Annotated in this window: 11 protein-coding genes; 7 read left to right on the top strand and 4 right to left on the bottom strand. The window is 73.4% G+C overall.

Translation table 11 applies throughout. The features are described from left to right. Window positions 1-234 precede the first annotated feature (234 nt). Together AB0399_RS28510 and AB0399_RS28515 are read left to right on the top strand one after the other, a co-directional pair. Window positions 235-2,424, top strand: coding sequence for an acyltransferase family protein (locus AB0399_RS28510; protein WP_366413304.1), 2,190 nt, complete (start codon window positions 235-237; stop codon window positions 2,422-2,424). A gap of 146 nt (window positions 2,425-2,570) precedes the next feature. Beyond that, a complete protein-coding gene (locus AB0399_RS28515; RefSeq protein ID WP_366413305.1) occupies window positions 2,571-3,236 on the top strand; it encodes a nitroreductase in 666 nt (221 codons plus the stop codon). Window positions 3,237-3,372: 136 nt separating this feature from the next. Here the strand turns inward: AB0399_RS28515 and AB0399_RS28520 are convergent, their stop codons facing one another. Beyond that, window positions 3,373-3,954, bottom strand: a complete 582-nt coding sequence (locus AB0399_RS28520; RefSeq protein ID WP_328466193.1) for a TetR/AcrR family transcriptional regulator — start codon at window positions 3,952-3,954, stop codon at window positions 3,373-3,375. Between the two features lie 95 nt (window positions 3,955-4,049). On the opposite strand from AB0399_RS28520, the gene AB0399_RS28525 reads away from it, so the two are divergent. The 3 genes from AB0399_RS28525 to AB0399_RS28535 all read left to right on the top strand — a co-directional run bounded on the left by AB0399_RS28525 (window position 4,050) and on the right by AB0399_RS28535 (window position 5,788). Beyond that, window positions 4,050-4,418: a DUF4267 domain-containing protein gene (locus AB0399_RS28525; RefSeq protein ID WP_366413306.1), complete on the top strand. Its 369-nt coding sequence runs from the start codon at window positions 4,050-4,052 to the stop codon at window positions 4,416-4,418. 114 nt (window positions 4,419-4,532) lie between these two features. Continuing rightward, the gene (locus tag AB0399_RS28530) at window positions 4,533-5,132 is read left to right on the top strand and encodes an HdeD family acid-resistance protein (RefSeq protein WP_329367382.1); all 600 of its coding nucleotides are present in this window, start codon (window positions 4,533-4,535) and stop codon (window positions 5,130-5,132) included. Between the two features lie 146 nt (window positions 5,133-5,278). Continuing rightward, a complete protein-coding gene (locus AB0399_RS28535; RefSeq protein WP_366413307.1) occupies window positions 5,279-5,788 on the top strand; it encodes a hypothetical protein in 510 nt (169 codons plus the stop codon). A 77-nt stretch (window positions 5,789-5,865) separates the two neighbouring features. Here the strand turns inward: AB0399_RS28535 and AB0399_RS28540 are convergent, their stop codons facing one another. Next, complete coding sequence (locus AB0399_RS28540) at window positions 5,866-7,347, bottom strand: MFS transporter (protein WP_366413308.1); 1,482 nt, start codon at window positions 7,345-7,347, stop codon at window positions 5,866-5,868. Between the two features lie 88 nt (window positions 7,348-7,435). Beyond that, window positions 7,436-8,488, bottom strand: a complete 1,053-nt coding sequence (locus AB0399_RS28545; RefSeq protein ID WP_366413309.1) for an aldo/keto reductase — start codon at window positions 8,486-8,488, stop codon at window positions 7,436-7,438. Window positions 8,489-8,699: 211 nt separating this feature from the next. Between AB0399_RS28545 and AB0399_RS28550 the strand changes: the two genes are divergently transcribed. Together AB0399_RS28550 and AB0399_RS28555 are read left to right on the top strand one after the other, a co-directional pair. Further along, window positions 8,700-9,584: a helix-turn-helix transcriptional regulator gene (locus AB0399_RS28550; RefSeq protein ID WP_366413310.1), complete on the top strand. Its 885-nt coding sequence runs from the start codon at window positions 8,700-8,702 to the stop codon at window positions 9,582-9,584. Window positions 9,585-9,825: 241 nt separating this feature from the next. Next, window positions 9,826-12,069 (top strand): alpha-L-rhamnosidase C-terminal domain-containing protein, encoded by a 2,244-nt coding sequence (locus tag AB0399_RS28555; protein WP_366413311.1) that lies wholly within the window; start codon window positions 9,826-9,828, stop codon window positions 12,067-12,069. A 116-nt stretch (window positions 12,070-12,185) separates the two neighbouring features. On the opposite strand, the gene AB0399_RS28560 is transcribed toward AB0399_RS28555, so the two are convergent. Continuing rightward, entirely contained in the window at window positions 12,186-13,685 is a 1,500-nt protein-coding gene (locus tag AB0399_RS28560) for a helix-turn-helix transcriptional regulator (protein ID WP_366413312.1), read from the bottom strand. Window positions 13,686-13,716: the final 31 nt, after the last annotated feature.

A 13,716-nucleotide genomic window follows, 5' to 3' on the forward strand; every position in this document is an offset into this window, starting at 1 on the left:
CGGGTCGTGCGGGTCGTGCGGGTCGTGCGGGTCGTGCGGGTCGTGCGCGTCCCGGAGGCCCCAGTCTTCGCGGCCGCGGTTCGGCGGTGGCTGGTATCCGGTTCACATCCGGTTAACCCGCAGCTCCGCGCCTCGCCCGCGGGGACGGCGGCCGGGCGGGTGGACGGGAAACGGCGGGCCGGTGACGCTTTGGCGATCGGGGCAACGAAGGGACGGCCGGGCGGTCGTACACCCGTGAGCAACTTTTTCCCGGCCACCGAGCAGCGGCGCCGAGCGCGCGAGACCCGAAGCGAGACCCGGAGCGAGACCCGAAGCGAGACCCGGAGCGGCTCCGGAAACGGCTCCCCCAGCGGCAGCCCACCCGCGCGGAAGGACCTGCGCGGGGACATCCAGGGGCTGCGGGCCGTCGCCGTCGTGCTCGTGGTGCTCTCGCACGCCGGAGTGCGGCACGTCGCGGGCGGATACGTCGGCGTGGACGTCTTCTTCGTGGTGTCGGGCTTCGTGATCACCTCGGCGCTGCTGCGCGAGCTGTCCTCGACCGGCGGCCTGTCCATACCCGCGTTCTACGGGCGCCGGATGACGCGGCTGCTGCCCGCCTCCTCGCTCGTGGTGGTCGCCACCCTCGCCGGGAGCTGGCTCTACCTGTACAAGGCCCGGTTCGGGCAGTACGTCGCGGACGCGCTGAGCAGTTCGCTGTACGCGGTGAACATCCGGATGGCGGCGACCGGCACGGACTACCTGGCGCAGAACAGCCCGCCCTCGCCGTTCCAGCACTTCTGGTCGCTGGCCGTGGAGGAGCAGTTCTACCTGGTGTGGCCGCTCCTGCTGCTGGCCGGCTGGAGGCTGGCCCGCCGGTTCGCGCTGCCGCCGGCCGTGCTGGCGGTACCCCTGGGGGCGCTCTGCCTGGTGTCGCTGTGGTGGAGCGTGACGACCACCGCGGACTCGCCGTCGTGGGCGTACTTCGGCCCGCAGACGCGGGGTTGGGAGCTCGGCGCGGGCGCGCTGGTGGCGCTGGCGGCCGGCCGGCTGGAGCGGCTGCCGTGGTGGGTGGCCGCGCCGGCGACGTGGGCGGGGCTGGCGGGCATCGGCTACGCGGCCCTCCGGTTCGACGACGCGACCGTCTTCCCCGGCAGCCGCGCCCTGTTGCCGGTGCTGGCCGCCGTCGCGGTGGTCGGCGGCGGGTGCGCGGCCGGACGGGCCGGCGCGGGGGCGCTGCTGGGGCTGCGCCCGGCGACGTGGCTGGGCGGCCTCTCGTACGGCTGGTACCTGTGGCACTGGCCGCTGCTGGTGATCGGCCCCGCCGCGCTGCACCGGCCCGGGTCCGTCCGCCTGGCGCTGGCGCTGTCCGCGGTCGCGCTGCCGCTGGCCTGGGTGACGATGCGGCTGGTGGAGAACCCGGTGCGCTTCCACCGGGCACTGCGCGCCCGCCCCCGCCGGTCGCTGGCGGTCGGGCTCGGGATCACCGCGGGCACCGTGGCGGTGTCGCTGGTGGCGCAGCTCTTCCCGCCGGCGATCGCCACCCGCGGGCACGCGCCCTCGCTCGCCGGCACGCTGGCGGCGGCGCCCGACCCCGAGGCGAGCCTGGCGCGGCTGCTGGCCGCGCCGAACGACGCGCTGCCGAGCAACCTCACGCCGCGGCTGGAGCAGGTCACCTCGGTCCGGTCGCCCGTCTACCAGGACGACTGCCATGTCGGGTACGACGCGACCGACTCGCCGGAGTGCGCGTACGGGGACCTCGACTCGACGAAGGTGGTCGTGCTGTTCGGCGACTCGCACGCGGCGCAGTGGTTCGAGCCGATGGACCGGCTGGCGCGCGCGAACCACTGGAAGCTGGTGTCGCTGACCAAGGCGTCCTGCAAGGTGGCCGACGTGCCCGTCAAGCGGGGCAGCGGGACGTACACCTCCTGCGACACCTGGCGCGCCCACGCGCTGGCCAGGATCGCGGAGTCGCACCCCTGGCTGGTGGTCACCTCGTCCTCCGACTCGGCCACGCCCGCCGCCCGCGCGAAGGACCCGCTGCGGCAGTGGACCGACGGGTACGCCCGCACCTTCCGGACGCTGCGCGCCACCGGGGCCCGCGTGGTGGCCCTGCTGGACACGCCCTGGCCGAAGGGCGACCCGGTGGACTGCGCGGCGGCCTACCCGCTGGACCTTCGGCGGTGCGCGAACACCGTGGCGGGCTCGGCGAAGCAGCCGGTGGTCGCGGCCGCGGCCCGGGCGGCGGCGGGCGCCCAGGACGTCGGCGTCATCGACCCGCGCCCCTGGCTGTGCCCGAGCGCCGGCACCTGCCCGGTCGTCGCCGCCGACACGTTCGTCTACCGCGACGACAGCCACATGGCCGAGGGCTACTCCCAGGCGCTGACCCCCGCGCTCGGGCGCCGCCTGTCGTCCCTGCTCGCCACGCCGCTGCGCACCGGCCCGTGAACGCGCGGCCCCGGGAGCGCGCCCGCCCGTGAAGACGCCCGCCCCGTGACGACGCCCGCTGAAGTCCCCTCGTACGCGGGCGTATACGGTCGCGCACGGTACGGGGATACGGGGACAGCCGTCGCCGAGCGGGAGGACGTGCGGACGTGGACGTGTACGAAGCCGTGGACAGCCGCCGGGCCGTGCGGGCGTTCAGCGACGAACCGGTGGCCCGGGACGCGCTCGAACGCGTGCTGGCCGCGGCGACGCGGGCGCCGTCGAGCGGGAACCTCCAGCCCTGGCGCGTGTACGTCGTGACCGGCGAGCCGCTGGCCGCGCTCAAGCGGCGCGCGACGGCCCGGGCCCGGGCGGGCGACCCCGGCGACGACCGGGAGTATCCGATGTACCCGGCCGAACTCGTTCCGCCCTACCGGGACCGCTTCGCCGCCGCGGCCGCCCAGCGGTACGCCGCGCTCGGCATCGCGCGGGACGACGCGGACCGCCCCGCGAAGATCGCCACCCTGAACTCCGCGGCGTTCGGCGCCCCGGTCGTCCTGTTCTGCTACCTCGACCGGACCATGGGCCCCGGACAGTGGGCCGACGCCGGGATGTACCTGCAGACGGTCATGCTCCTGCTGCGGGCGGAGGGCCTGCACAGCTGCCCCCAGGTGATGTGGACGATGTACCGCAGGACGGTCGGCGAGACCACCGGCGCCGACGACGGCCTCGTCCTGCTGTGCGGCCTCGCCGTGGGCCACGAGCAGGACCGCGTCCCGCCGTTGCGCACGGACCGCGCGGACATGACGGAGACGGTCCGCTTCATCGGCCCCTGACAGCCGACGCGGCAGCCGTGAACGGCCCTGCGGACAAGGGAAGTTCGCCGCACCGGCCAACGCCGCACGGGCGGACCGGCGAACGGGCGGACCGGCGAACGGCGCGTTCCGCGAACGGCGCGTTCCGCGGGCGGGGTCAGTCCGGTGCGGGGGCGAAGCGGGCGATCAGCAGGGAAAGCCGGTGGGCGCGCGCGGGTTCGGGGAGTCGGCCGCTGCGGGTGAGGGTGACCAGGCCGTGCAGGCCGGCCCAGAAGGTCTCGGTGAGGACGCCCGGGTCGTCGCCGGCGGCGAGCGGCCGGACCGCCCGGAGGATCTCACCGAAGGCGTCGTGCAGGGCGGCGGGGGCTTCCGGGGTGGCGAAGGGCAGTTCGACGGCATGGGTGAACATCGCGTCGTAGAGCGCCGGGCGCTGCCGCGAGAAGGAGGTGTACGCCGCCCCCACCGCGGTGAGCGCCGCGCGGGCGCCGTGGGCCGCGGTGCGCGCCGCCCGTAGCTCGGTGGCGAGTTCGGCGCTGCCCTGTACGGCGACGGCGGCCATGATGGCGCCCTTGCCCTTGAAGTGGCTGTACAGGACGGGCTGGCTGTACTCGATCTCGGTGGCGAGCCGCCGGGTGGTGACGGCGTCCCAGCCCTCCGCCTCCGCGAGCTCCCGCGCGGTCGTGACGATCAGCTGCTCGCGCTCCGCTCGTTCGCGCTCCCGGCGCGTCTGGATCGACATGACCCGATTCTAGCATCGCTAGAATCCGTGCCAGCGATCTGCTAGCTTCATTCCTGTCGCTAGCACCGCTAGAATCGCTGAAACGGAGATGCGCCATGACCGCCACCGCGTACACCCTCGCCGTCGTCCTCAACCTCTTCGTGGTCTTCATCGGAGCCCGGTTCCTGCTCCAGCCCCGGCCGGCCGCCGCCGGTTACGGCGTGCCCGCCAAGCCGGACGGCGATGCCGCCTTCCTCACCGTCAAGGGCGTTCGGGACGGCACGTACGGCGTGCTCGGCCTGGTGCTGCTGATCCTGGTCGGCGCCCGTGCCGAAGCCTGGTTCATGCTGGTGGTGGCGCTGCTGCCGCTCGGCGACACCCTGATAGTGCTGCGCCACGGCGGCACCCGGGCGGTCGCGTTCGGCATCCACTTCGCCACCGCCGTCACCCTCCTGATCAGCGCCGGCCTGCTCTTCGCCGTCTGAGCCGGCCGGGGCCGCACGGCCCCCGCACCGCCTCGACCTGCGGGCTTCCGGCGGTCGTGCGACGGTGGAACGACCCCTGGCCCGTCACGGCCGGTGCGCGAAAGGCGGAGTGCCATGACCCATCTCTCCGGCGATGTCCCAGGAGGCGCGCTCGCCGCGCTCGCCCGATCCGCCTGGCAGGTACTGCTCACCGCCGGAATCGCCGCGATCGCCCTGGGCGTCATCGTCCTCGCCTGGCCCCACTCGACGCTGCTGGTGGTGGGCATCCTGTTCGGCGTCTACCTGGTGGCGAGCGGCGTCCTCCAGCTGGCCGGCGCCTTCGGCCCGCACGTGCCCGGCGGCATGCGGGCGCTGTCCTTCGTCACCGGGGCGCTGAGCGTGCTGCTCGGGTTGATCTGCTTCCGCGGCGCCGCGGAGTCGCTGCTGCTGCTGGCGCTGTGGATCGGCTTCGGCTGGCTGCTGCGCGGGATCATGATGGTCGCCGTCGCGGTCTCCACCGAGGACCTGCCGGCCCGCGGCTGGCAGGTGTTCTTCGGCGCGATCACGCTCGTGGCGGGCATCGTGCTGATCGTCTCCCCCTTCGGCTCGCTGACCGCCCTCACGATCGTCTCCGGCATCTGGCTGATCGTCCTGGGCGTGGCCGAGGTCGTCCACGCGATCAGCCTCCGTTCCCTGACCACCCGAACCCGGCCGCCCGCCCACACCCCCGCCTGACGTTCGCGCGGGTGTTCGTCGCGGTCGTATGACAGTGGTCACCGTCTCGTCACAGGGAACGCTCCGTGGAAACCCCTTCCGACGGCTCACCCTCCTCATGAGTGTCAGTCGACGCACATGACCAGACCGTCGCATAGGGGAAATACATGAACCGCCGTTTCGCGCTCACCACCGTCGTCCTGGGCTCAGCCGCCGTGTTCCTCGGCACCGCGTGCGGGTCGTCCTACGCCGCTTCGGGCACGCCGACGGGCGGCGCCAAGGCGGTCAGCGCCGTGGCGAAGGAGTCCGTGCAGGTGTCCGCGGCGGCGGCCGGCAACTGGAAGGCGTGCTACAAGCCGAAGGGCTACGACCACTTCTTCGCGTACCACTCCGCCAAGCTCGTCAAGGGCAAGGTCACGGTGCGCGTCACCCCGGAGACCTGCAAGGTGAACACGCACAACGACGAGGACGTCGTCTACACGCCGAGCGGCGCGGCCCGCTCCCTCGTCGTCCCGTCCACCGCCTCCGTCAAGGTCCTCAACCTCAACGTCGACACGTCCCCGCACAAGGTCGCCCCGCGCTGGCTGGTCTCCCACAAGCTGACCAACGCGGACTTCTACTACCGCGTCAACAGCAAGAACCAGGTCACCGCCATGGAGGAGATCTACCACCCGTAAGCAGCACGGGCGCCCGGGTGCCGCGGCGTCGTACGCACGCGGCCCCCGGGGGCGCCGAAAACCGCGACCGCCCAGAGCTACGGGCAGGGGTCGTCGTCCCCGCCGGCGCGGGCGAAGCGGGAGAAGCGGGCGAGCAGGGGCGGGGAGTCCCAGCCGGTGCGCTCGCCGCTGAGCCAGCCGTCGACCGAGGGGGTCGGCGGGCGGACCCGGCCGAGGTAGTAGAGGGCCACACCGATCAGCGCGCCCGCGAGGGAGATCCCGAAGCAGATCCACAGCGCCGTCCTGGTGCCCGAGTCCGCGTTCGCGCCGACGGTGGCGGCGACGTAGAGCAGCACCGGGGCGATCAGGAACGCGGCGACCGCGCGGACGAGTTCGACGATCGCGAAGACCCGCTGCACGTTGCTGGAGCGCAGCGAGAAGCCCGCGATGAACAGCGCGGGGACGACCGAGGCGCCGACCCCGACACCGACCAGGCCCGAGCCCACCGCGACGAGGGTGGAGGTCGGCGGGGCGGCGGCGTTCATGACCAGGACGCCGGCGGCCAGGAAGAGCAGGCCGACGAGGACGAAGTAGTGCAGCAGGCGGGTGTGGAACGTGGCGCCGAAGAACAGCGCCGCGAGTACCGCGCCGCCGAACTCGGGGAGGTAGACCAGCCCCAGGTGCAGCGGCGTGGTCCGGTGCGCGAGCGAGATCTGGGTCAGCGAGATCGCCGACACCGACGCGGCCGCCGCGCAGATCGCGGCCACGATCCCGGCGACCGGGAGCGTACTGAGCAGGCTCTGCACGCACAGCAGCGGATGCCTGCTCGTGTACTCGTGGACGAACAGGACGACGATCAGCAGCAGCCCGCCGATCAGCGGCCCCCAGGTGCGGGCTTCGGCGAAGCGGTGGGCGGTCAGCTCCGAGGCGCCGAAGAACGCGGAGACGCATCCGACGGTGGCCAGGCACAGGGCGATGTAGTCGATGGGTGCGTCCGGCGCGGCCGGCGGGACCTCCTGGTAGGTCAGCAACGACAGCACCAGGGCCGCCACCGCGACGCCGGCGATCGCCCAGAACAGCGGCCGCCAGCCGTGCGCGGACGCCTGGACGCCGCCGAGCACCGGCCCGAGCGCGACCGCGCCGAAGATGCACATGTTCATCACGACGGCGGTCGTGCGCAGCCGGGCCGCCGGATACCCGATGATCAGCGGCGGCACGGCGGCGATCAGCAGCAGGCTCGTGCACAGGCCCTGGAGGACGTGCCCGACGACGAACATCGCCGGGGCGGTCGCCGCCGCGGTGAGCACCGAGCCGACCACCAGCGCGCTGCCGTAGACCAGCAGCATCCGGCGCTGCGGCAGCAGTTGGGCGAACTGGACGGCCAGCACCGTGCCGACCGCGTACCCGGCGTTGGCCATGCCGGACGTCACGCTGAGCGCCTCCGCACTCATGTGCAGGTCCTTCGCGATCAGCGGCGTGATGCTGCTCAGCGCCGCCGAGAGCGCCAGGAACGGCACCAGGGCGAACACGACCATCGCCGCCACCGCGGGATAGCGGCCGGCCAGGGGACCCCGTCGCATCGGTCGTTTTCTCCTCGTTCGGCGGAAATGTACTGTCACCATGGTGGACCGCCATGGCTGGCGGCCCCGTCAGGCGCAGCGGCCGAAGTCACCCGATCGAGATTCGTGCGGGCGGCCGGCGCCGCAGTTCCTTGTCCGTGAGCGCGGGCGGGTCGTAGTGGGTGACGTCGTGGTTGAGGTCGGTGCCGGGCGGCACGATCGCGTCGATACGGTCGAGGACGTCGCCGCTGAGCACCGTCCCCGCGGTGTCCAGCAGCGAGGTGAGCTGGTCGCGGGTGCGCGGGCCGATGATCACCGAGGTGATCGCGGGGTGCGCGAGCACGAAGCCGGTGGCGAGCGCGGGCAGGGTCAGCCCGGCGTCGGCGGCCACCTTCCGCAGTTCGGTGACCGCGGCGAGCTTGGCCGCGTTGCCGGGCAGCCCGGTGTCGAAGAGCTGCGGCAGGAAGCCGGAGCGGGTGGCCTCGGCGGGGTCCGCGCCGTCGGGGCCGCCGTACCTGCCCGACAGCCAACCGCCCGCGAGCGGGCTCCAGGTGAGGACGCCCATGCCGTACTTCCGCGCGGCGGGCAGCACGTCCCGCTCGACCGCGCGGGCCAGCATCGAGTACGGCGGCTGCTCGGCGCGGAAGCGGAGGTGGCCGCGCTTCTCGGCGACCCACTGGGCCTCCACGATCTCCGCGGCCGGGAAGGTGGACGTGCCGATCGCCCGGACCTTGCCGGAACGCACCAGGTCGGACAGTGCCGACAGGGTCTCGTCGATGTCGGTGTCCGGGTCGGGGCGGTGCACCTGGTACAGGTCGATCCGGTCGGTGCCGAGCCGGCGCAGGCTGTCCTCGACCGCGCGGACGATCCAACGGCGGGAGTTGCCGCGGTGGTTGGCGTCCTGGCCCATCCCGTAGTGGAACTTGGTGGCGAGCACCACGTCGTCCCGGCGGCCTCTGAGCGCCTTCCCGACGATCACCTCGGACTCGCCGTCGGAGTACATGTCGGCGGTGTCGATGGTGTTGATGCCCGCGTCGAGCGCGGTGTGCACGATCCGGACGGCCTCGTCGTGGTCCTTGGTGCCCCACGCGCCGAGCATCATCGCGCCGAGGGTGAACTCGCTGACGGAGATGCCGGTGCCGCCGAGTGTCCTGCGATCCATGGGGTGCCTGCCTTCGGGTGGTTCGGTGGGTCGGGGTGTTCGGGTGGGTCCGGTGTCGGGGTGGGCCGGATGAGCCTGGTGGCGAACTCCGTTGCGCCGGACCCGGGTTCGACCCTGCCGGTCGGGCCGGGCGGCGACCAGACCGGGCCGAGGCTGGTACCCGCGGGGCCTGGCTGGGCGGGCCGGACCGGGCATGCCGGAGAATGGGGCCATGCACGCCGAGCCGGAGATCAACGCGTTCCTCAAGGCCCGCCGGGCCGCTCTCGACCCGGCCGGGCTCGGCCTGCCGCCCGGCGGGACCCGCCGCAGGGTGCGCGGGCTGCGCCGTGACGAGGCCGCCCACCTGGCGGGGATCAGCGTGGAGTACTACACCCGCATCGAGCAGGGCCGCGGCGGCAACGTCTCACCCGAGGTGCTCGACTCCCTCGCCCGCGGGCTGCGGCTGACCGCGGCCGAGCACGAATACCTGCGGAACGTCGCGCACCGCGCGGCGCACGCCGCGACCACCCGCTGCCAGGTCGGGGAGGAGGCCCCGCAGGTCGTACGGCCCGGGCTGCGGGTCATGATCGACGCGATGGACGGCGTCGCGGCCGTGGTCTACGGCCGGGCCATGGACGTCCTGGCGTGGAACCGGTTGGGCGGGCTGATCGGCTGCGACTTCGCCCGGCTGCCCCCGGGCGAGCGCAACATCGCCAAGCAGATGTTCCTCCGCGCGGACGTCGAGGCCAGCCACCCGGAGGTCGCGCAGGTCCGCCGCGAGATCGTCGCCGTGCTCCGCGCCGAGGCCGGCCGCTTCCCGGACAGCGTGCGGCTGTGCCACGTGGTCGGCGAACTGCTCGAAAGCAGCCCGGAGTTCGCCCGGCTCTGGGAGTCGCAGGAGGTCGAGGAGAAGACGTACGGCGTCAAGCGCGTCATCGATCCCCGGCACGGCCTGCTGGAGTTGCAGTTCCAGGCGATGCGCCTGCCGCCGCCGGACGACGAGTTGACCCTCCTGCTCTACGCGGCCGAGCCGGACTCCCCCACCCGGAAGGCGCTGCGCGCCCTGTCGGCCGACGCCGAAGAGCACGGCGCCCTACCAGCGACAGGCACGCCGTAACGCCCTTCGCGCGTCCGCCGCGGAGCCCGCCACTTGAAGCTTTCAATCGGTCCGGCCGCCCCCGGCTCACACCCGCCGCACCCGTCGGCGCAGATCATTCCTGGTTGAACTGTTGATTGAACGCAGCCCCGGGGCTAGCGTGCGCTGGCGGATTGAATCGTCTCAGTCGGGATCGTGGGCGGTGGGGCCGTACCAGCGGGCGCCATACCGCCGTCACGCGTGTGGAACGGGAAGAGGGGCCATGATCCACCTGTCGAGGCACAGAGGAACGCTGGCCGCGGTGTCGGCCGGCGTCACTGTGATCAGCATGCTGACGGTGAACGCGGCGGCGGCGCAGCCCGCGCACGGCGCGCAGCCGGCGAAGAACCCGTGGACCGACACCGGCTACCAGCCCCGGCAGGGGGACTGGCGGCCCTACGTCCTCGCGCCCCGGGGCCACGTCGTCGAACCGGTCTCGGTGTCCTCGGTCTCGGCCCGGGGCGGCTCCGTCCAGGGCGACCCGAAGGCGCTGCTCGGCAAGGGCAGCAAGCCGCTGCGGCTGACCGGTTCCGGCGACCGCACCCAATCGCCCCTGGTGACCCTGGACTTCGGCAAGGACGTGGGCGGCAAGATCCGGATACGGGTGGCCGGCGCGTCGAAGACCCCGCCCCGACTGCACGTGTGCTTCAGCGAGTCGAAGCAGTTCGCGGCCTCCCCGGCACAGAGCAACAACGGCGAGGACGCGGTCGCTCCCGGCTGCGACACCGCCAACATCTGGAACGGCTACCCGGGCCAGCCCTACACCTACGACGCCGACAGCCACACCTTCACCGTCGACCCGGCCAAGCTCCCGGCCACCCTCACCGACAGCCAGTTGCGCGGCGGCTTCCGCTACGCCACCGTCTTCCTCGACGGCCCTGGCTGGGTCGACCTCGGCGCGGTCTCCCTCGACTTCTCGGCGGCGCCCAAGCAGTCCGACCCCGCCGCGTACCAGGGCTGGTTCCTGTCCAGCGACAACGAGCTGAACAAGATCTGGTACAGCGGCGCGTACACCGTCCAGCTGGACACCTGGATGTCGGACACCGCCAAGAGCTGGCCCTACCAGACCGGCGAGGCCGACCACTCCGACGCGCAGGTGCCCGGGGCCGACCCCGGGCAGGAGGTCATCTTCGACGGCGCCAAGCGCGACCGGGTGGTCTGGCAGGGCGACCTCGCCATCCAGGCCCCGGTCACCTACCTCAGCACCGACGACGTGCCCGCCGTCGACAACTCGCTCTCCTCGCTCGCCTCCCAGCAGCTCCCCGACGGCTACATGCCCGCCGAGAGCCTGGTCGGCCCGCACAACCAGGACGAGATCCGCACCTACGGCGAGTACGTCACCTGGTTCGTGTACAACCACTACGAGCACTGGCTCTACACCGGCGACCAGGCGTATCTGGCCAAGTGGTGGCCCCAGTTGACCAAGGCGATGGCCTGGCTGGAGTCGGTCCGCAGCCAGGACGGCACCGGGCTGATCTCCTTCGCGAGCGCCAACTCCTGCGGCCACTACGGCTACAGCGACTGCGGCCACGAGACGTACGTCAACGCGCTGTACAAGCGGAACCTCGACGAGATGGCCGCGCTGGCCGCCTCCCGCGGTGACGCCGCCGGCGCCCGTACCTACGCCGGCCGCGCCGGCGACGTGAAGGACGCGATCAACTCCCAGCTGTGGGACGCCTCGACCGGCGCCTACCGGCTCTCCACCGAGATCCCGACCGCGTACCCGCAGGACGCCAACGCCGCCGCCGTGCTCACCGGCATCGCGAGCAGCGACCGGTCCGCGCGGGCCATGGAGTACCTGCGGAAGAACAACTGGAGCACCTACGGCTCGCTGACCGTCTCGCCCAGCACCCCCAACGCCTCCATCCAGCCCTTCTACGAGCCGCTGCCCAGCGGCTTCGAGGCGAGCGCGCGCCTGGACGTGCCCGATCCCAGCGGCGCCGAGCAGCAGCAGGCGCTCCAGCTCATGCGGACCTTCTGGGGCCACCAGCTCAGCGAGGACCCCGGCAGCACGCTGTGGGAGAAGGCGAACCTCGACGGCGACCCCGGTATCGCGCAGTTCACCAGCCTCGCGCACGGCTGGGCGGCCGGCCCGACGATCTCGCTGACCACCCAGGTGCTGGGCGTCCAGCCGACCGCGGCCGGCTTCTCCGGTTACTCGATCGTGCCCACCCCCGGCGGCCTGACCTGGGCGCAGGGCAGCGTGCCGACCCCGCACGGCGCCATCACCGCCTCCTGGCGGTCCTCGGCGCACGGCTTCACGCTGACCGCCAGCGCCCCGCGCGGCACCGTCGGCGAACTCGCGGTCCCGACCGGCGGGCACAAGGTCCGGGTCGCACTCGACGGCCGTACGGTCTGGAACGGCACCCGGGCGGTGGGCGGCGCGCAGGTCAGCGCCGACGGCACCACCGTCCGCGTGGGCCATGTCGGCCCGGGCCACCACACGCTGACGTCCCACACCCTGTGAGGTCGCACACCCGGAGATCGCGCGCCGGGTGAGCTGTCCCGCCGGGTGAGATGTCCCGCCAGGTGACGTCGGGGCCGGCCGGTCGCGGGTGCGCGATCGGCCGGCCCTCGGCGTGGTCAGCTCTGCGGGGTCGACGGCGACCAGGCGCTGCCGTCGTAGAAGTAGGTGGGGTCGTTCTTCAGTCCCACCGTGCGGAAGGGCTTGCCGTGGTCGTCGACCCGCAGGGTGCCCTGGCGGTCGCCGCAGGTCCAGACGAGTTCCAGGTACCAGCTGACGTCGCGGTCCGAGGTGTGCGCGTCCACGTCGAGGACCTGCGAGTCGCGGGCGATCTGGAAGGGGAAGGTGGACAGCACGGGCGTCGAGCCGTCGTCCACGTAGCCGCGCACCGGGCGGGCCCGCGGAGCGGTCGTGTCGAGGTCGACGGCGAACGACGCCGGTTCGAGGCCGCCGCCGCATCCCGAGCCGGGGGTGTAGCCGTTCCCCTTCGGCGCGGCCGTGCTGCTGACGACGCGCACGTACAGCGCGTGCAGCACCACCGGCTGCCCGGACACGCTCTGCGCGGTCACCTGGAGCCGCAGGTCCCCGGCCGGTACGCCGCCGAGCGCGCCGGCCCACGCGTCGTCCTGCTGGAGTGACGGCGGGGGCGGGACCTTGCCCGGCGGCTGCCGCAGCAGGAACCACTGGCCGCACTGGGTGTCCCAGTTGTCCGACAGCACGGTCACCTGGACCGGCGGTGACGAGCTGCCCGCGGCCGGCGGCGTGGTGGGCGCGGTGGATCGGGAGGGCGCGCCGGCCTTCCGGCCGGACGCCGTCGTGGTGGGAGCGGGGCTCGCCGGCGCGGTGGTCGTGGTGGTCGCGGCGGGGGCGCCGACGACGGCCGCGGCCGTGGTCCGCGGGCGCGAGGCGGCGGGAGCGCCGCGGTCGGCGCCGTGCGCGGAGTGCAGCACCAGCGGAAGCACCGCGGCCATCGCGGCGGCGGCTCCCACCGCGACCCTGGTCCGGCGCCGCCAGGACGAGGAGGGCTCGCCGCCGGCCTCGGGCAGCTCGGCCAGGTCCGGCAACTCGGGTGCTTCGGGCGGACCGGGCGGTCCGGGCGCCTCGGGCGGACCAGGGGCGGCGGGCGGGTGCGGCGCCGATATGCCCGCTCCCGCGTCGCCGGGCTCCACGACTCGCGACGCGCCGTCCACCCCCGAGCCGTCCACCCCCGCCGCGGCCACTCCCGTAGCGCCGGGCCCTGCCGCGTCCGGAGGCGCCGCCTCGTCCGCGCCGTCCGGTGGGACGTCGGCGGGTGCGGCCGATCCGGGTGCGGCCGATCCGGGCGCCGCCGGCTCCGGCCCGGCCGGCGCGGCAGACGTGCGGTACTGCTCGCGGCGCCGCTCCGCGCTCGCCAGCAGCCACAGCTGATGCAGCGCCACCAGTTCCTCCGGACCCGCACCGCACAGCCGCGCGAACCGCTCCACGGGGCCGTACTCGGTGGGGACCGCGGCGCCGTTGCAGTAGCGGTGCAGGGTGGAGGTGCTCACGTGCGTCCGGGCGGCGAGCGCACCGTACGTACGCCCCGACTGGTGCTTCAGTTCGCGCAGCCGACTCGCGAACTCCTCGACATATGTGCTCATTCCGCCCTCTTGCTCGTCCCGGGCCGACATT

This window comes from Streptomyces sp. NPDC088194, assembly GCF_040702025.1.
Lineage (GTDB): Bacteria > Actinomycetota > Actinomycetes > Streptomycetales > Streptomycetaceae > Actinacidiphila.

Excerpts from the sequence above, each read along its gene's own strand:
- AB0399_RS28555 (WP_366413311.1), top strand. The coding sequence starts at position 9,826 with ATGATCCACCTGTCGAGGCACAGAGGAACGCTGGCCGCGGTGTCGGCC.
- AB0399_RS28540 (WP_366413308.1), bottom strand. The coding sequence starts at position 7,347 with ATGCGACGGGGTCCCCTGGCCGGCCGCTATCCCGCGGTGGCGGCGATG.
- AB0399_RS28520 (WP_328466193.1), bottom strand. The coding sequence starts at position 3,954 with ATGTCGATCCAGACGCGCCGGGAGCGCGAACGAGCGGAGCGCGAGCAG.
- AB0399_RS28545 (WP_366413309.1), bottom strand. The coding sequence starts at position 8,488 with ATGGATCGCAGGACACTCGGCGGCACCGGCATCTCCGTCAGCGAGTTC.
- AB0399_RS28560 (WP_366413312.1), bottom strand. The coding sequence starts at position 13,685 with ATGAGCACATATGTCGAGGAGTTCGCGAGTCGGCTGCGCGAACTGAAG.
- AB0399_RS28550 (WP_366413310.1), top strand. The coding sequence starts at position 8,700 with ATGCACGCCGAGCCGGAGATCAACGCGTTCCTCAAGGCCCGCCGGGCC.
- AB0399_RS28530 (WP_329367382.1), top strand. The coding sequence starts at position 4,533 with ATGACCCATCTCTCCGGCGATGTCCCAGGAGGCGCGCTCGCCGCGCTC.
- AB0399_RS28535 (WP_366413307.1), top strand. The coding sequence starts at position 5,279 with ATGAACCGCCGTTTCGCGCTCACCACCGTCGTCCTGGGCTCAGCCGCC.
- AB0399_RS28525 (WP_366413306.1), top strand. The coding sequence starts at position 4,050 with ATGACCGCCACCGCGTACACCCTCGCCGTCGTCCTCAACCTCTTCGTG.